Annotated in this window: 17 protein-coding genes; 11 read left to right on the forward strand and 6 right to left on the reverse strand. The window is 63.2% G+C overall.

The features are described from left to right. The first annotated feature begins 86 nt into the window (after positions 1 to 86). From INT40_RS09605 to INT40_RS09620, 4 genes are all read left to right on the forward strand, one after another. Positions 87 to 236: a hypothetical protein gene (locus INT40_RS09605; protein ID WP_193095998.1), complete on the forward strand. Its 150-nt coding sequence runs from the start codon at positions 87 to 89 to the stop codon at positions 234 to 236. Between the two features lie 311 nt (positions 237 to 547). Then, positions 548 to 2131, forward strand: a complete 1584-nt coding sequence (locus INT40_RS09610) for a serine hydrolase domain-containing protein (RefSeq protein ID WP_193095999.1) — start codon at positions 548 to 550, stop codon at positions 2129 to 2131. 141 nt (positions 2132 to 2272) lie between these two features. Continuing rightward, positions 2273 to 2617, forward strand: coding sequence for a carboxymuconolactone decarboxylase family protein (locus tag INT40_RS09615; protein WP_101573833.1), 345 nt, complete (start codon positions 2273 to 2275; stop codon positions 2615 to 2617). Positions 2618 to 2703: 86 nt separating this feature from the next. After that, on the forward strand, positions 2704 to 3741 hold the full coding sequence (locus INT40_RS09620; protein WP_101573836.1) for a GlxA family transcriptional regulator: 1038 nt from the start codon (positions 2704 to 2706) through the stop codon (positions 3739 to 3741). 83 nt (positions 3742 to 3824) lie between these two features. Here INT40_RS09620 and INT40_RS09625 read toward each other — a convergent pair whose 3' ends face one another. Next, a complete protein-coding gene (locus INT40_RS09625) occupies positions 3825 to 4610 on the reverse strand; it encodes an SDR family NAD(P)-dependent oxidoreductase (RefSeq protein WP_193096000.1) in 786 nt (261 codons plus the stop codon). A gap of 110 nt (positions 4611 to 4720) precedes the next feature. Here INT40_RS09625 and INT40_RS09630 point away from each other — a divergent pair, with 110 nt between their 5' ends. Then, positions 4721 to 5230 (forward strand): MarR family winged helix-turn-helix transcriptional regulator, encoded by a 510-nt coding sequence (locus tag INT40_RS09630; protein ID WP_193096001.1) that lies wholly within the window; start codon positions 4721 to 4723, stop codon positions 5228 to 5230. A 167-nt stretch (positions 5231 to 5397) separates the two neighbouring features. Continuing rightward, complete coding sequence (gene gap, locus INT40_RS09635) at positions 5398 to 6393, forward strand: type I glyceraldehyde-3-phosphate dehydrogenase (RefSeq protein WP_193096002.1); 996 nt, start codon at positions 5398 to 5400, stop codon at positions 6391 to 6393. A gap of 160 nt (positions 6394 to 6553) precedes the next feature. On the opposite strand, the gene INT40_RS09640 is transcribed toward gap, so the two are convergent. From INT40_RS09640 to INT40_RS09650, 3 genes are all read right to left on the reverse strand, one after another. After that, positions 6554 to 6868 carry a transcriptional regulator gene (locus INT40_RS09640; protein ID WP_101573977.1) on the reverse strand — a complete coding sequence of 105 codons (315 nt, stop codon included), beginning with the start codon at positions 6866 to 6868 and terminating at the stop codon, positions 6554 to 6556. 61 nt (positions 6869 to 6929) lie between these two features. After that, positions 6930 to 8828, reverse strand: coding sequence for a bifunctional sugar phosphate isomerase/epimerase/4-hydroxyphenylpyruvate dioxygenase family protein (locus INT40_RS09645; RefSeq protein ID WP_193096003.1), 1899 nt, complete (start codon positions 8826 to 8828; stop codon positions 6930 to 6932). A gap of 85 nt (positions 8829 to 8913) precedes the next feature. Continuing rightward, positions 8914 to 10236 carry an MFS transporter gene (locus tag INT40_RS09650; protein WP_193096004.1) on the reverse strand — a complete coding sequence of 441 codons (1323 nt, stop codon included), beginning with the start codon at positions 10234 to 10236 and terminating at the stop codon, positions 8914 to 8916. Between the two features lie 146 nt (positions 10237 to 10382). Between INT40_RS09650 and INT40_RS09655 the strand changes: the two genes are divergently transcribed. Genes INT40_RS09655 through INT40_RS09665 form a run of 3 tightly spaced genes read left to right on the forward strand, consistent with a single transcriptional unit; the run spans position 10383 to position 12422 of the window. Next, on the forward strand, positions 10383 to 11108 hold the full coding sequence (locus INT40_RS09655) for an IclR family transcriptional regulator (protein WP_319021972.1): 726 nt from the start codon (positions 10383 to 10385) through the stop codon (positions 11106 to 11108). Between the two features lie 2 nt (positions 11109 to 11110). Continuing rightward, positions 11111 to 11548, forward strand: coding sequence for a type II 3-dehydroquinate dehydratase (gene aroQ / locus INT40_RS09660; protein ID WP_193071182.1), 438 nt, complete (start codon positions 11111 to 11113; stop codon positions 11546 to 11548). Positions 11549 to 11579: 31 nt separating this feature from the next. Next, complete coding sequence (locus INT40_RS09665) at positions 11580 to 12422, forward strand: shikimate dehydrogenase (protein ID WP_193096006.1); 843 nt, start codon at positions 11580 to 11582, stop codon at positions 12420 to 12422. Between the two features lie 47 nt (positions 12423 to 12469). On the opposite strand, the gene INT40_RS09670 is transcribed toward INT40_RS09665, so the two are convergent. Both INT40_RS09670 and mgrA read right to left on the reverse strand, forming a co-directional pair. Continuing rightward, positions 12470 to 13309, reverse strand: coding sequence for a DedA family protein (locus tag INT40_RS09670; RefSeq protein ID WP_193096007.1), 840 nt, complete (start codon positions 13307 to 13309; stop codon positions 12470 to 12472). Between the two features lie 138 nt (positions 13310 to 13447). After that, on the reverse strand, positions 13448 to 14488 hold the full coding sequence (gene mgrA, locus INT40_RS09675; protein ID WP_193096008.1) for an L-glyceraldehyde 3-phosphate reductase: 1041 nt from the start codon (positions 14486 to 14488) through the stop codon (positions 13448 to 13450). Positions 14489 to 14795: 307 nt separating this feature from the next. Between mgrA and INT40_RS09680 the strand changes: the two genes are divergently transcribed. Together INT40_RS09680 and INT40_RS09685 are read left to right on the forward strand one after the other, a co-directional pair. Beyond that, entirely contained in the window at positions 14796 to 15536 is a 741-nt protein-coding gene (locus tag INT40_RS09680; RefSeq protein ID WP_101573854.1) for a GntR family transcriptional regulator, read from the forward strand. Then, positions 15533 to 16729, forward strand: coding sequence for an anhydro-N-acetylmuramic acid kinase (locus INT40_RS09685; RefSeq protein ID WP_193096009.1), 1197 nt, complete (start codon positions 15533 to 15535; stop codon positions 16727 to 16729). Before INT40_RS09680 ends, INT40_RS09685 begins: the two co-directional genes overlap by 4 nt. Positions 16730 to 16768 lie beyond the last annotated feature (39 nt).

Below are 16768 nucleotides of genomic sequence, written 5' to 3' on the forward strand. Positions count from 1 at the left end.
GAGGGCACAAGAGTTATCTTGAAGTTCATCGACCTTCTCTGCCGTAATGACGGTCTGCCTGGGCTGGCCCGGCCAGAATAGTGAGAATGAGCGAGGCGATGGCAACGTTGGTCGTCATCGCGCAGGTAAAATGGAATCTGCCTGCCTGGGCGGAAGCCATCGGCGCAGAGCTGATCGGGTTCCCGTTCCTCCGACCACCACCTTATAGCCACTCGCATTCTGCTGGGGTTCGCTGAAACACGCACGGAGCGCCGCCACACTTGTGCGTGCACATGGGGCTCGACACGACGGCCGAGTCTCGAGGTGTAGGAGCATGACAAGGACCCGGCGGCATGATTGGGGCGCGGCGATTAAAGAATACGCGGGGAAGACCAGATCGTAAGTTGAATGAATGATCAGTAACCGACTGTGATGACTGTGCTGGTGAGAAGCTCTCCGTCCGCCGATCTGCGGCCCAGATTGTGCTCTCCAAATCGACCTCAACTGTGCGGGTTCTTCTCCTGCAGGTAAGCTCTCCCTTGCAGATCGAGACCGGTGGAGGCGAAATATGGCGGATATGGACAAGACCCTGCCCGGCCCCACCGACGAATCAGCCGGACAACGTATCGGCGCGCTCTCGGGAAATACCAAAGGCATCAGAATGCAGTCAGAACAGACCGACGGCCAGGCAGTCCCGACCGATCCAGCAAAAGACCCAGCAGATGTACCGGCCGAGGATGCCGAAACTCCACCGGAGATCCGTCCGTTGCCGCGTGCCGGCGACCTCACCTCGGCGAGTGAAGATGCCATCGTCGACCCGTCCGAGGCGATTCTCGAACGCATCGACCTCGACTCCTGGAAATGGCCCGAGTACTTCGCATTCTCACTCACTCGGATGGAAGAGCTCTTCCCCGTCGGCGGCATTCCGCGCGGTATCGGTTCGGTCCGTGATCTGGTGACTCAAGAGCATGATTTCCGTCCCCTGCCCATCGACCGTCACAAATGGTCCGCCGCAGACGAAGCCTGGTCGACCGTCGGCGATGTCCTGGCCAATACCTTCACCGATGCCTGGCTCGTCACTCGTGAAGGCGTGGCACTGGCGGAAGAGTACGCCTGGCCGATGAAGCCGGCGCGCCAGCACATGCTGTTCTCGATCAGCAAGTCCATCGTCTCCACCGTCGTCGGCGCACTCAGCGACGCGGGCCTGCTCTCACCGGAAGACCTGGTCGCCTCCCGAGTGCCGGTACTGTCCGAGAGCGGATACGCCGGAGCAACCATCCGCGACCTCCTCGACATGCGATCCGGGATCAAATTCTCCGAGGAATACCTCGAAGAAGGTTCCGAGATCCGGGCACTGTTCGAAGCCGTCGATTTCGCGCCTCGGACAGCCACCTCGGCGAACGGGATCAAAAACTTCCTCATGGGGCTGACCAGCGAACGCGAACACGGCGGAGCCTTCGTCTATCGCAGCTGCGAGACCGACGTTCTGGCCTGGATCTGCGAAGCCGTCGTCGGGCAGCCCTTCTCCGTCATCGCCAGCGAATATCTGTGGTCGAAGATCGGTGCGGCCCACGCAGCGCAGGTCTGCCAAGACCGCTGGGGCGGGTCCATCGCCGACGGCGCCATCAGCACCACTCTGCGCGACCTGGCAAGGTTCGGCGAGATGATCGCCCGCGGCGGCACCACCGCCGAGGGCGAACGTGTTCTGTCAGGCAATTGGATCGACGACATCTTCACCGGAGCGGCCGACTCCGCCCAGGTCTTTGCGGACTCTCCATCGGGGCAGTCCTACCCGGGCGGCATGTATCGCAGCCAGTTCTGGGTGCCTTCGGCCAGTCGCGACGTGGTCATCGGCATCGGCATTCACGGCCAGATGCTTTACATCGACCGCGCCACCCAGACCGTGGGCGTCAAGCTCTCCAGTGACCCCCAGCCGGTGAGCCTTGCCCACCAGCACGGCACCCTGGCCATGTTCGAGGCCATCGCCGAGGCGGTTCCCCCGAAGGCTGATTCTCCAGCTGTTCCGCCGGTGGCCTCAGCAGTCGAGCCGGCAGTCGACCTCAGGAGTCCAGCTCCGACCGCGACTGCTCCCACCGAGGCTGCTCGAAGCATCGCTCCCCAATCGCTGGCAGCTCAGCCCGGCATCTTCTGACCGACTTCTTCTGGCCATCATCGTCTGGCCCGCGTTCGGGCGCGTTCCTCCGGTCACATATGACGAAAGCGAATACATCCCCTTGCCACTGGAGGTAGCGTGGCAATTTGGAACGATTTCGATCCCAGGAGGTAGCGCACCATGACTGATTTCTTCGATCGCGAAGGCGACGGAAAGTACGACAAGGCCTACAAGGAGACCACTCCGGACATCCTCAAGGCCTTCGGTGATTTCAATAATGCCGTCTTCGCTGAGGACGGGCGTGAGATTCCGCTGAAGTACCGTGAGCTCATCGCCTATGCCGTCGGACTGACGACCCAGTGCGCCTACTGCATCGATGCGCACGCGAATGCAGCGGTCAAGGCCGGCGCTTCGGAAACCGAGCTGGCAGAGACCGCATGGACCGCCTCGGCGATTCGGGCCGGCGGCGCATTCGCCCACGGACGCCTCGGCTTCAAGCTCACCGGAGCCCACGACCACAGCTGAATCGAACCGGGAGTCGTGCCCGATCCTCGATTGCTCAGAGTCGCTGATGAACGGGGCCCTTCGATTGCCTAGACTGAAGAGCAATCATGACTGAAGATTCCCGAACCCCGCTGCGCAGAACACCCCGCCCGAAGCCGCACCGGATTCTCGTGCTGGCTTTAGGTGGGGTGTCTGCCATTGACCTCGGCGTTCCCGTCCAAGTCTTCGGCCGCGGCTCCAACGCGGTCAGCCCCACCTCGTCTGTTCACCCCAGCGGTATCCTTCCCGGCGGAACCTGGCCGTACTCGGTTGAAGTCTGTGGGGCGGCCCCCGGGATGGTCATCGGAGCCGATGGTCTCTCCTACAGCGTCGACGTCGGACTCGACGCATTGGAAGCAGCAGACACGATCGTCATCCCGGGCGCCGCTTCGGTCGTCGAAAATGAGCCATCAGCGGCCGTCGTCGGGGCTCTGCTCTCCGCGTTCGAGCGCGGTGCCCGGGTCGCCGCAATCTCGACTGGCACCTTTGTCCTTGCACGCACCGGTCTGCTTGCAGGGCGGCGGGCGACGACTCATTGGTCAACGGCGAAGGAACTGGCCCGACGCTATCCCTCGATCGAGGTCGACGAAAACGTCCTGTTCATCGACGAAGGAGCGCTGCTGACCTCGGCCGGAGCAGCCTCAGCGATCGATCTCTGCCTCCACCTCATCCGCCGCGACCACGGTGTGGGACTGTCCAACCAGGTCGCTCGCCGGTTGGTCGCGGCCGCCTACCGCAGTGCAGGGCAGGCCCAATATGTGCCGCGCAGCGTCCCTGACCCCCTTGGTGAGGTCTTCGCCGACACGAGAGAATGGGCTTTGCAGCATCTCGGAGAATCACTGACACTGACCGACCTTGCGGCAAACGCGGGAGTCTCCGTACGCACGTTCTCACGACGCTTCGTCGACGACACCGGATACACGCCGATGCAGTGGGTGCTCCGGGCCCGTGTCGACCTGGCCAGAGAGCTCCTCGAGAACAGCGACTTGGGGATCGAGCAGATCGCTGACCAGGTGGGACTGGGTACCGGAGCGAATCTGCGCATGCATTTCCAGCGCATCCTCTCCACCTCTCCCAACGAATACCGCCATACTTTCTCCGGCTGAATCCGGGGAAGATCTGTCCGGCAGCCACGACTGTCCAGCAGCCACGACTGTGCGCCGCTGATGGCTTACACGCCGGAGACGGCTCACACGGTGATGGGGAGAACGCCGCCGTCAGCACGTAGTGCGGCGCCGTTGGTAGCCGATGACTTGGCGCTGGCCAGGTAGGTCACCAGATTCGCTATCTCCTCGGGTTCGATGAAGCGTTGGATGAGCGAGGACTCACGCACGAGTGTGGACTTCAAAGCCTCAGGAGTAAGCGACTGTGCGGAAGCGATCTGCTCGACCGTGTCTGCTACACCGGCGGAATAGGTCGGACCGCCCAGAACGGTATTGACCGTAACGCCGGTACCCCGGGTGAGTTTCGCGAGACCGCTGCTCAGCGCAAGCGCAGCCGCCTTGGTCGCCCCGTAGTGGATCATGTCACCGGGCACATCCACGGCGGACTCGGTGCCGACGAAGATGATCCGCCCCCACCCCTTCTTGAGCATCGGATCAAGAAGACGACGCGAGAGGCGGACCCCACTCATCACATTGATCTCGAAATACCGCAGCCACTCCTCGTCCGAGATCTCCTCAAACCGCGATACGTCGAAGAGTCCCACATTGTTGACCAGCACATCCACGGGATCGAGCGCGTCGAGGAGTGCACCGACGTGCCCTGGGTCAGCGAAGTCGGCGGCTATCCCCGAGACGTCGCAGCCGGGCACCAAGCTGCGAAGACTCTCAAGCGCATCGGACACGCGGTGCCCGTCGCGGCCGTTGATCACTACGGTGGCCCCCTCTGCGGCCAGGCTCGCGGCCACCGCGAATCCGATGCCCTGAGTGGAACCGCTGACGAAGGCCCTTGTGCCTGAGATCTCTGTATCCATGGTGTACATGTCCTCTCGCGCCGCTGTGCACGGCAGAATTTACTTTCCTGAGTAAGTGAATCTTAGGTGCATCAACTTTCCTGGGCAAGTGAAGTACTAGAATGGCGCTCATGATCAATGACGAATCCGCTGATGCGTTCAACTCCGATGAGCTTGAAGTATGGTCGGCAGTGGCGACGCTTCTGGAGTGGCTTCCTGCGGCACTCGACGCGCAGATGCAGGGTGATTCGGGGATCAGTCATTTCGAGTTCGGGATCCTCTTCGCCCTCTCCGAGGCTGAGGGAAAATCGCTTCGCATGAGTGAGCTTGCCGGCTACGCCAATAGCACCCTGTCCCGCTTGTCACGAGCAGTCGCACGACTTGAGCGGAAGCTGTGGGTGCGCCGCGCTGCGGATCCGAGCGACGGCCGAATCACGATCGCGACGTTGACCGACAGCGGGCAGGGGGCTGTGTCTGCGGCGGCGCCTGGGCACGTTGCTCTTGTGCGCAGGCTCGTCTTCGATTCGCTGACTCGCACACAGGCCCACCAGCTGTGTGACAGCAGTCGACGAATCACCGCCGCCATCCGTGCCGACGGCGATTGGCGCTCTGGCGAATCGACCAGTGAAGGTCGCGATTGATCGGCGCCTGAACAGGTTACATGGCTGATGGCCGGATACTTGCGGCATCTGGCAATACGTCTGGCGAGAAGCTTTCGCAGAATGTCTTGCTGGCCACTGTTGCTGTCTGTCTGAACGCGAGACTATGGAGTTGTACCCACAAGCAGAACCTCTGACAGGGAGTGACTTTGACTCGCATCGCCATCAACGGTTTCGGTCGTATTGGACGCAGCACACTGCGCGCTCTGAAGGAACGCGGCAGTGACCTGGAGGTCGTCGCCATCAATGACCTCGGCCCTGTCGAAGGCCTGGCCAGGCTGCTCAAGTTCGACACCACGCTGGGTCGCTTCGCCTTCCCCGTCGAGGTCTCCGGTGATGAGATCATCATCGATGGAAAGCCGATCAAGATCCTTGCCGAGAAGAACCCGGAAAACCTGCCTTGGTCTGAACTCGGCGTCGACGTCGTCCTCGAATCAACGGGGCGCTTCACCAAGGCCGACAAAGCCCGAGCGCACATAACCGCCGGTGCGAAGAAGGTCCTCGTCAGCGCCCCATCGAAGGGTGCTGACGTCACTCTGGCCTACGGCGTGAACACCGAGGCCTACAAGCCTGAACACACCATCATCTCGAACGCCTCATGCACCACGAACGCTCTGGCACCCTTGGCTAAGGTCCTCGATGACCTGGCCGGTATCGAACAGGGCTTCATGACTACGGTCCACGCCTACACCGGCGACCAAATGGTCCAAGACGGACCGCACAAGGATCCTCGCCGTGCCCGGGCCGCCGCGGAGAACATCATCCCGACGTCGACCGGCGCCGCCAAGGCAATCGGCCTGGTGCTTCCTCAGCTCGAAGGCAAGCTCAGCGGCGACGCGATGCGCGTGCCCGTGCCGGTCGGGTCGATCGTCGAGATCAATGCCATCGTGTCCCGTGAGGTCACCCGCGACGAGGTGCTCGAGGCCTACCGCACGGCTGCCGACGGGGAACTCAAGGGCATTCTGGAATACGAGACCGAACCGATCGTCTCCAGCGACATCGTCGGGCAGGCCGCATCCTCGATCTTCGACTCCGCCCTGACCCGCGTTGAGGGCAAGATGATCAAGGTCGTCGCTTGGTACGACAACGAATGGGGCTTCTCCAACCGAGTCGTCGACAACCTGGAGCTCATTGCCCAAGGCTGACCCCAGCTTCGGCTGACTCCAACCAAGGCTGACCCCAGCTTCGGCTGACTCCAACCAAGGCTGACTCCAGCCCAGTTAAGCGCAACGAGAGCCGGCCTCGGCCATGCAGACTGCATGGCCGAGGCCGGCTCTCAGATTCACATCAATCAGATGACTTCGATCAGACGTCGTCTTCGGCGGGTGTTCCGCCCTCGTCTTCCCAACGCTCGATGGCGCGAACCTTGGCGCGGTTGAACTTCAGACGCACTCCGTAGCCGCCCTGGGAGTCATCGAGGACGAACCTGGCCCCGAATTCCTCGAGAGCTTCGAGGACGCGGTGCTCCTGCAGTTCGGTGAGGTCTTCGAGACCTTTTTCGAAATCCTTGAGTTCGGACTTCTTCACATTGGCTTTGGACGCAACATCCTTGGCCGATACGCGAACCAGGGCACGGGCTGCACGAGCCAACGGCCCGTCGAAGATCTGTTCATTGCTCATGGTCATACCCTGCCAGAAGAACCCGGAACCCGCCAGATTCCCTGCAGGCTGCAGACGCCGATCAGGCCGAGTGCTGCGCATTCTTCCGATGCTGTGCAGCCAGCCGGACGGGAGCGTCGGGTGCACCGAACCCAAGGTAGTCACCTCGGCGTTCGATCATCTCGAAGAAGACGGAGCCGATCGTCGAGGTGTAGAAGTGCAGGAACTCACCGTGTTCGTCGCGATCGTAGAGGACATGGTTCTCCTGCAGCTGCTGCAGGAATTCCGGGTCGAGGTCGAACCGTGAAGCGAGGTCCTCGTAATAGTTCTGCGGCACGGGAAGGAAGTCCAGCCCGCGTGAGAGCGCAGTCGCGGCGGCTTCGAAGATGTCCTCGCAGGCTACTGCTACATGCTCCGGATAGGCCTCGACCACCGAGCCGATTCCACGGCCCGCAACGGCTTCGGCATGCGGCTGGGGTGAGACGTTGAGCGGCATTCGAACCGAACCATCGGTGCTCGACATGACCTGGGACCTGACCAGGCCGGATGGGCTCGGCACGTCCTGTGAGGATTGGGCATGCAGTGCCAGCAGCGAGGTATAGAAGAGGACAGCCTCGTCGTAGTGATTCGAGGGCTGGGCCAGGTTCACATGGTCGATGTGTGAGACCTGCTCGTCGTGATCGTGTCCGAATTCCTTGATCCACGCTGGCGTCGTCTGATTGAATTGATGGAAGAAGACCTCGGAGCCGTCGGGAGCGAAGACCCCGCGCAGCACCTCGTCGTTGTGCGTCTGATCGCGCGGCACTTCCTCCGCGAGCAGCAGCGCGGCGCGCTCCATGGCTGACTGCGAGTCGGTGACCTCGAATCCGATTCCGCGCAGGAACGTGCCGTTCACCGGCGCCGAGGTGGTGCCCGCTTCCTCGGTCACCTCGCTGACGATGATGCGGGCCTTCCCCCGAAGCCACAGCTGCACGTGGGGTTTGCTGCGGTGATAGCCGATGAACTGGAACCCGAGTTGGTGCATCTGGCGAGTCAGGGCGCCGAGGTCGTTGGTGCTCAGCTCGACATAGTTGATTCCGCGCGGTTCCTCTACCTCTGGCAGAGGCTGCAGGTCCAACGCGGAGCTCGGGACCTCAGGCTGCGCCTCGCCAGCAGTTCCCGCCGCGGGCGCATCGGCAATGCTTGCTTCGAGCCAACGCAGCGAGCGCAGGCCATCGACGGCCGTCCGGTTCGTATCTCCTTGGCGGAAAGAGTCGTTGAAGACTTCGAGAGAGACCGGTCCGGCGTAACCCGTGGCAGCGATCCTGGTCAGGAAGTCGCTGAGATCCCAGGCGCCCTCACCGGGGAAGACACGGTGGTGGCGGGACCAGCTGAGGACATCCATGGTCAGTGCGGGCGCGTCGGCCAGTTGGAGGAAGAAGATCTTGTCTCCAGGAATCTCCGCGATGCGAGCCAGATCCGTATTGCGCGAGAGGATGTGGAAGCTGTCGAGGCAGGTTCCGATCCGGGGGTGGTCGGCGGCCTTCACAAGGTCCCAGGCGTAGTCGTATTCGGAGACGAACCGGCCCCAGGCCAGGGCCTCGTAGGCGATGTTCACGCGATAGCGATCGGCAAGATCACCGAGGCGGCGCAGCTGCTCGACGACCACGCCGTCATCGGCGATGGTGGCGGTGCCGACGTTCGAGCACAGCAGCATGGTGTCGATCCCGAGCCGAGCCATGAGCTGGAATTTCGATTCCGCACGCTTCAGGTTCTTCTCAAACTGCGCCTCCTCGACGCCTTCGAGATCCCGGAAAGGCTGGTACAGGTCAAGGCTGATGCCAAGCTCGCGCGCCAACTCGGCGATGGTCTCGGGGGAGTCGGGAGAAACGACGAGGTCCTGTTCGAAGATCTCGACTCCGTTGAAGCCAGCACGTGCCGCGGCCCGCAGCTTCTCCTCCAGGGTTCCTGACAGACACACTGTTGCTATCGACGTTCGCATGGACGTCCTTCCTCACTTCTCGTCATAGACAATTCTTCGTCACGGGCACGCGCCTCAATATGATCACGGCTCGCCTGCACGCGCCTCAGCGTGAACGCGCTTCGTGCACTGTGTCGATCTCTTCGAGGCTGAGCCCCTTGGTCTCTTTCGCCGTCATCGCGGCCACTGCTGTGAAGACGCAGACCCCGGCCGTGAAACCAGCGACCGAGATCCAGTTCTGACCCGAGGTGCCGGCAACGGCTGAGGCCAATACCGGGGCGAGTCCGCCGGAGACGGCGAAGCCGATCTGCGTGCCCAGGGCCAAGCCGGTGACGCGAGCGGTGGTGGGGAACATCTCCGCGTAGAACGAGGGCCAGATCGAGTTGGCCATCGAGTAGGCGCAGCCGGACATGATCGCACCGCAGACGAAGATGAGTGTCCAGTTTCCGCTCGAGACCGCAGCGAGGTAGGGGAACATCATCAGCCCGGCGCCCAGGGCTCCCGTGATGAAGACGGGTTTGCGCCCGATGCGGTCGGAGAGGACCGCGGCGAGTGGAATGGCCAGCAGAGCCACAGCATTGGCGATGACCGAGACCATCAGCATGGTCGAGCGTTCGAGGCCGACGATCGATGTGGCAAACGACAGCGACCAGACGGTGAAGACCATGTTCACGGTGTTGACCATGGCGCATGACGCGACGCGCAGAACCGCGGCTTTGTGCCAGCGGAAGACCGCTGTCAGGGGAGGGTGTTCATTGCGAGCTTCCTTGAAGGCAGGTGGCTCGTCCAGTCCGCGGCGGATCAGCCATGCGGTGAGCACCACGAGTGCCGAGAGCCAGAACGGCACGCGCCAGCCCCAGCTGAAGAGCGCCTCCTCGGGGAGGAAGGCGGTGAAGGGGATGAAGACCGCGGTGGCCAAGAGGGTGCCTGCCTGGGTGCCGTGCAGCGTCCAGCTGGTCGTCCAGGCACGTTTGGTCTCCTCCGAATGCTCCAGGGAGACGCTGATTGCGCTCGCCTGCTCACCTGCAGCGGAGAGTCCCTGGATCACACGGCATAGCACCAGAAGCGCCGGCGCGAGGTATCCGACCTGATCAAAGGTGGGCAGGCAGCCTACGATGAAGGTCGAGAATCCCATCAGGAACAAGGTGAGCATGAGGACGAACTTCCGTCCCATCCGATCGCCCAGAGGCCCCATGATGAGGGCGCCCAGCGGACGAACGACATACGCGACGCCGACGGTGCCCATCGCAAAAAGGATGGCCATGCCTGGGGCGGTGGTGTCCGGGAAGAACAGAACATTGAGCACCAGAGCTGCGGCGGTTCCGTAGACCGCGAAGTCGTAGTACTCGAGAGCCGATCCCGTCCAGCTGGACAGTGCTGCACGAAGCGGGGTCTTGCCGGGACGAGCGTCTTCGGTCGCGTTGATCATGCTTCCTCGCATTTCTCTATTGCCATAATGTGGAAGTCGTTGTTACAGTGTGGTTTACAGTGTGATCGAGATGACATAGTCTGTCAACGTTCAGTTCACTTCGATAGCCAGGGAGGCGAAGAATGCCGGCTAAAGGGTCAAACTCTGTGACCAAGGCCTTCGATATGCTCGAACTCCTGGGAGATCACGCGGAGGGCATCAGCGCCGCGAGAGCCGCAGAGCTCACTAGCCATCCCTTCAGCACCGCCTACCGACTGCTCGGCGGCCTCGTTGAGTCCGGATACGCGGACTACGAGCCCTCCACCAAGACCTACACCTTGGGATTGGAAGTCTTCCGGCTCGGACAGAAGGTTGCTCACCGTCGTGGCATCGCCGGATCGTCGAAAGACCTCCTGCAGTCACTGACGACGACCACGGGGGAGTCGAGCATCCTCTCCGTTCGCCGCGGCAACGCCGCGCTGACGGTGATCACGGTCGACGGTCCCCAGTTCCGGACCACGACGGATCCCGGGGACGATTCGCCGCTGCACACCTCGGCGTTGGGGCAGGCACTCCTCGCCCACGACCCGAACAGCGATAACACGATCGCTGAACTCGAACTGGAGCCGCGGACCCCGAATTCCATCACCGACCCCGCACAGCTGCGAGCCAAGCTCGAACAGATCCGCAGCACCGGTTGGGCGGGGCAGTCAGAGGAGAACGACATCGGCATGAACGCCCTGGCCGTGCCCGTCTTCGACCTCGACGGGAGTCTGCTGGCGGCCCTCGCCTTGGCCGCACCGGTGTTCCGTCGAAGCCTGGATGGGCTCATCGAATTCGTTCCCCAGCTGACCGAGACGGCGGCCGCAATCGCCGCCAGAATGCCCAGGTGATCATGTCGACCGTCCTGATCCTCAACGGACCCAACCTCAACCTCCTCGGCGTCCGCGAACCTGAAATCTACGGTCGCACCACCCTGGCCGACATCGAGGACATGTGCACCGCAGCCGCCGCCGAGGTGGGCCTGAATGTGCGTTGTGTGCAGAGCAACCATGAGGGTGGGCTCATCGACGCCGTGCACGAGGCACGGGAGACCACGGTGGGGGCGATCATCAATGCCGGTGCCTACACGCACACGTCGCTGGCGCTCCACGATGCGCTCAAATCCTATGATCATCCGATCATCGAGGTGCATCTGAGCAACCCGCACGCCCGCGAATCGTTCCGCCACCACTCCTATCTCTCGCCTGTGGCCGCCGCGGTCATCGCCGGCGCCGGAGCCAAGGGGTATGTGCACGCGATGGAGATCCTGGCCGACAAGCTCGATACCTGAAACACCGAACGCACCATATGAAAGCGAGACTATGACCCGATCACTGCTCCTTGGGCTCATCGGCGAAGGCATCTCCGCCTCCCGCACCCCGCGCATGCACGAGACTGAAGGTGCCGCGCATGATCTGACCACGATCTACCGCACGATCGACATCGCCGAGGAGCGACTGGCTGCCGTGCCGCTGGATGAGCTGCTGACATCGGCAGTGCGACTCGGCTTCGATGGACTCAACATCACCCACCCCTTCAAGCAGCAGGTCATCGACCTCCTCGACGAGGTGGCCCCCGGCGCCCGCCGGATCGGCTCGGTCAACACAGTCGTCATCGACGAAACGGGACGGACGACGGGTCACAACACGGACGTCACCGGTTTCGCACGCGGTTTCGAAGCCGGACTCGCGGGGGCGGAAAGGAACCGTGTCGTGCAGATCGGTGCCGGCGGAGCGGGACGAGCCGTCGCCTTTGCCCTGTCGGAACTCGGGGTCAAGGACCTCGTCATCGCCGACATCAGCGCGGAGCGGGCACAGGATCTGGCCGCCGAGATCCGGGACCATGTCCGTGCGATCTCGATGGCAGAGCTGGAGCCGGCGATCACCTCGGCGGATGGAATCGTCAACGCGACCCCGGTCGGCATGGCGGCCTTTCCGGGGACCCCCTTCGACACGGAGCTGCTGAATGCGCAGACCTGGGTCGCCGATGTCGTCTACTTCCCGCTCGAGACCCAACTGCTGCGGGAGGCGAAGGCCAAGGGCTGCCGGACTCTCGACGGATCAGGCATGGCCGTGAACCAGGCGATCGATGCCTTCGAACTCTTCAGCGGATGCAAGGCCGAGCCGACGCGGATGCGCGAGACCTTCCTGTCCTTCGGCGCCTGAGGCCAGCTACCTCGGCGCCTGAGGTCACCGACGCGCGAAGCGGCGGCTCACTGCGCGTTCTTCTGCTTCCGGTATTCGCGGACATAGGTGATGACGAAGATGCCGACGATGATCGCCAGGGTCAGCCACATGGCGTATTTGTCGACGACCTTGAGCACATCGACGGCGGTCTCACCGAGCTGATAGCCCAATGTCGTCCAGATGATGGTGAAGAGCAGGCAGCCCAGGAGGTCGGCGACGAGGAAGAGTGACAGGCGCATCCGGGTCCAGCCGGCGACGAGGTAGACGAGGGTTCCGGGAACGCCCGGGCAACGCGAGACGACAGTCATGAGGAACAGTGCCCAGTTGGGGATCCGTTTGAGGGATTCGATGCGTTTGAGCTGCCGCTCGTTCTGCGCGAAGAGCCGCAGCACTCCATCGCCCCACCGGCGGCCGGCTAGCCAGAAGGCCCAGTCGAACTTCGCCATGCCGATGAATCCGGCGACCACGACGAGCCACAGCGGAATCTCACCGACGCGGGCAAAGGCTCCGGCAGCGACAACAGCGGTCTTCGCACCGTTGATGAATTCCTGCAGGACCGGAGCATGCACCAGCATCCAAGGGCGCAGCGGCATCAGCGCCAGGTAGACGAGAGGGATGCCGATGATGATGAAGAGCAGCAGTTTGTCGAGGCCTGTGGCCTTGCCCTGCCAGGGCTTGAGCGCCGCCCAGGGGTTCTCCGTGGGGGACTCGGGTTCCGTGTCGGCCGTCTGGTCAGACGGTTCGCTGGAGGTATCGGCAGGATGCCCCTGATCGGAAGCGCCGACTTCGGAGTCGCTGACTTCGGAGCTGCCGAATTCGGCGTCCCTGCGCCGGGCCTCGTCATCGGGAAGACGATTGTCACTCATCGGAGGCTCCTGCGTGGTGCTGTGTGGTCGGCGCTCACGGTATCACAGCGACACAGGCGAACCCTGGCAGACCGCGGCTGATTCTGGCCGCCCAGCACAGCGGCTCGGCGTCGGTTTTGCACGAAAGTGGGGGTGTACTCACGCTGTTGTGCTGCGGCGAGCATCGCCCCAGATGTCGACACCGGAATCGATGGCGAACTCATCGATCGCGGTCAGCTCCTTGGTGCTCAGCGGTGCCGCCTCGAGTGCCGCAACATTGTGCTCGAGCTGCGAGACACGGCTGGACCCGATGACCAGCGAGGACACCCGATCGTCACGCAGGGCCCAGCTCAGAGCCATCTGCGCCAGTGACTGACCGCGCCCTGCCGCGATCTCGTTCAGACCGCGAATGCGCTCAAGGTTGTCCTCGGAGAGGAACCCATTCTTGAATGAGGGAGTGGCCTTGCCGGCCCGGGAGTCATCGGGGACCCCGCCCAGGTACTTGTCCGTGAGCAGCCCCTGCGCGAGCGGGGAGAATCCGATGACGCCCAGACCTTCGGCTTCCGTGGTCTCGAGGAGACGGTCGGATTCGATCCAGCGGTTGAACATCGAATAGGAGGGCTGGTGGATGAGCAGGGGAGTGCCCATCTCCTTTGCCAGCGCCGAGGCTGTGGCTGTGTCGTCCGCCGAATACGAGGAGATGCCGGCGTAGAGGGCGCGGCCCGAGCGCACCGCCGTGTCCAGAGCCGCGATGGTCTCCTCCAGCGGAGTTGAGGCATCGGGACGGTGGGAGTAGAAGATGTCGACGTAGTCGAGGCCAAGCCGCTTCAGCGAAGCGTCGAGGCTGGCGAGCAGGTACTTGCGGCTGCCGCCCGGACCACCGTATGGACCGGGATGCATCGCCCACCCGGCCTTGGTGGAGATGATGAGCTCATCGCGATATGGGTGAAGATCCTCGTGCAGCAGCCGACCGAAGTTCGTCTCGGCCGACCCCGGTGGTGGGCCGTAGTTGTTCGCGAGGTCGAAATGGGTGATGCCCAAGTCGAAGGCCCGACGCACGATGTCACGTTGGTTCTGGAAGGCGACGTCATCGCCGAAGTTGTGCCACAGGCCCAGCGAGAGCCCGGGGAGGACGAGTCCGGAACGACCGACCGGGCGATAGGTCATCGATTCGTAGCGGTTCTCGGCGGCCTGGTACACGAAGTCTCCTGCGGCGGGAACGAACTCGCAATGCTGATCTCAGCCTAAGCGAGGATGAGGAACAAGTCGCGGGCGGGCGTCAACTCGTCGCCGGTACGGCCCGCGACCTCGATCCACGCCGGGCTCGAATATGTCGTCGCTGGCGACGACATATTCCGGCGCCGCGTTGATTCAGAGATCACAGAGCCGAAATGTTCCGAGGTGACGCTGACCGCTGAACCTGTGCCGCCGCAACAGCACCGATTGCGACCAACAAAGTAGACCAGTGGTCTTGATTTTTCAGTGTGTCCTATGCCTCAATGGTCACGTGACGAAATTTCATTCGATTCGGGATCAGCTTCTCGACCGCCTGGAGTCAATGGCCGCCGGCGAGCAGTTCCCACCCGAACGCCAGCTCGCCGAGGCGCTGGGCATCTCACGGATGACCCTGCGCAGGGCCATCGACGAACTGGTCGCCAAGGGCGTCGTCCGCCGCCGCCATGGTGCCGGTGTCTTTGCGCTCGGCCCGAAGTTCGACCAGCCGCTGGCCGCAAGCTCCTTCACCGAAGACATGCTGGCCCGCGGACTGCGCCCCGGGTCTCGCGTCATCTCCTTCGACGTCGCGAATGCCGGAGCCCACATCGGACGCAGGCTGCACATTGCTGATGACGCCGAGGTGATCGCGATCGTGCGCCTGCGCTTGGCTGATGAGGAACCGCTCGCGCTCGAAGAGCTGCACATTCCCTCTGCCCTCGTTCCCGGCCTATGTGCGCAAGACCTGGAGAACAGCTCGTTCTACGAACTGCTGCGCTCACGTTTCGACATCTCTCTCAACCACAGCGTGCAGACGATCGAGCCGACCCTCCTCGATGAGGATGAAGCCAAGGTGCTCGGAGTTCCCGAACAGTCACCGGCGCTCCTTTTCGAACGCACTTCACGGGGGGCCGACGGAGTGCCCTTCGAGTTCGTCCGCTCCGTCTATCGCGGCGATCGCTACAAGATCCGCACCGAACTCACCGTGCCAGAGCAGCGCCCCAAGCCAGAGCTGCCCGAAGGGAAACTCGCATGATCATCGCCGGCCTCATGACAGGCACCTCCGCCGACGCCCTCGACGTGGTTCTCGCCGAATTCGTCCACGACAGTCCCAGCGTCGGCGGCAGTGGAGACAGTGAGCTGGGCGTGCGCATCCTCGCCAGCCAGGAAATCGACTTCGATCACCAGCTCCGAGCCGATATCCTGCGTCTCCTCGAACCTGGTGATGTCCCTCTGTCTCTAGTCTCCAGCGTCGATGCCCGCCTGGGCCGGTTCAGCGCCGAGGCGCTGCAGCAGGTCTGCACCGAGTCCGGTCTCGACTGCGACCTCGTTGTCTCCCATGGGCAGACCGTGCGCCACGACATCACAGACGGTGTCGTGACCTCGACGATGCAGATCGGCCAGCCCGCCTTCATCGCCGAGGCGACCGGCAGCCCCGTCCTCTCCGACGTTCGCGCCCGCGACGTTGCAGCTGGGGGCCAGGGCGCCCCTCTGGTCGGGATCCTCGACGGACTCCTTGCTGGAGACATCGCGGCACCGACCGCGGTGCTCAACCTCGGCGGCATTGCGAATATCACGGTCCTGGCGCCGGAGCGCGATCCTGTTGCCTTCGACACCGGGCCGGCCAACGCCCTCATCGACGTTCTCGCGCGCAGGATGACCGGAGGGGAAACCGGCTTCGACCGTGACGGCAAGCTCGCCGCACAAGGACAGGTCGACGACGGTCTGCTCACCGAGCTGTTGGCCGATGCGTACTACGAATTGCCCGCGCCGAAGTCGACGGGCAAGGAACTCTTCCACGCGGACTACCTCGACCGTTTCCTCGGGACTCGGGCCCACCTCGGCGAGCATGATGCCATCGCCACGGTCACAGAGCTGACCGCCCGCACGGTCGCCGATGCCTGCCGCGCTCACAGCGTCACCCGGGTCGTCGCCTCCGGCGGTGGCACACGGAACCCGACGCTGATGCATCGTCTGCAGGCCGAACTTGGCGACGGTGTCATTCTGACGAGCACCGATGAGGCCTTCGAGCTGCCCGAGGGCAGCAAGGAAGCACTCCTCATGGCGCTGCTCGGATGGCTGACCTGGAACGGGCTGACCGGGACAGAGCCGGGTCTCACCGGTGCCGCGCATCCGAGTATCGCGGGGCGGCTGAGCCCGGGCAAGAACCCCCTGCAGCTGCCAGAGCCCCTGCACCGAAGACCCACCCGTCTGACAATCCTGCCCTGACCACAATCCTGCCCTAGCGAGAACTTGCACCGACGCAGA

It is taken from the genome of Brevibacterium sp. FME17 (assembly GCF_014897515.1).
In the GTDB taxonomy this organism is placed as follows: domain Bacteria; phylum Actinomycetota; class Actinomycetes; order Actinomycetales; family Brevibacteriaceae; genus Brevibacterium.

Coding starts and splice junctions, on each gene's coding strand:
- INT40_RS09670 (WP_193096007.1), bottom strand. CDS start 13,309: ATGAGTGACAATCGTCTTCCCGATGACGAGGCCCGGCGCAGGGACGCC.
- aroQ (WP_193071182.1), top strand. CDS start 11,111: ATGTCGACCGTCCTGATCCTCAACGGACCCAACCTCAACCTCCTCGGC.
- INT40_RS09685 (WP_193096009.1), top strand. CDS start 15,533: ATGATCATCGCCGGCCTCATGACAGGCACCTCCGCCGACGCCCTCGAC.
- INT40_RS09615 (WP_101573833.1), top strand. CDS start 2,273: ATGACTGATTTCTTCGATCGCGAAGGCGACGGAAAGTACGACAAGGCC.
- INT40_RS09630 (WP_193096001.1), top strand. CDS start 4,721: ATGATCAATGACGAATCCGCTGATGCGTTCAACTCCGATGAGCTTGAA.
- INT40_RS09610 (WP_193095999.1), top strand. CDS start 548: ATGGCGGATATGGACAAGACCCTGCCCGGCCCCACCGACGAATCAGCC.
- INT40_RS09645 (WP_193096003.1), bottom strand. CDS start 8,828: ATGCGAACGTCGATAGCAACAGTGTGTCTGTCAGGAACCCTGGAGGAG.
- INT40_RS09665 (WP_193096006.1), top strand. CDS start 11,580: ATGACCCGATCACTGCTCCTTGGGCTCATCGGCGAAGGCATCTCCGCC.
- INT40_RS09640 (WP_101573977.1), bottom strand. CDS start 6,868: ATGAGCAATGAACAGATCTTCGACGGGCCGTTGGCTCGTGCAGCCCGT.
- INT40_RS09650 (WP_193096004.1), bottom strand. CDS start 10,236: ATGATCAACGCGACCGAAGACGCTCGTCCCGGCAAGACCCCGCTTCGT.
- INT40_RS09605 (WP_193095998.1), top strand. CDS start 87: ATGAGCGAGGCGATGGCAACGTTGGTCGTCATCGCGCAGGTAAAATGG.
- INT40_RS09620 (WP_101573836.1), top strand. CDS start 2,704: ATGACTGAAGATTCCCGAACCCCGCTGCGCAGAACACCCCGCCCGAAG.
- INT40_RS09625 (WP_193096000.1), bottom strand. CDS start 4,610: ATGGATACAGAGATCTCAGGCACAAGGGCCTTCGTCAGCGGTTCCACT.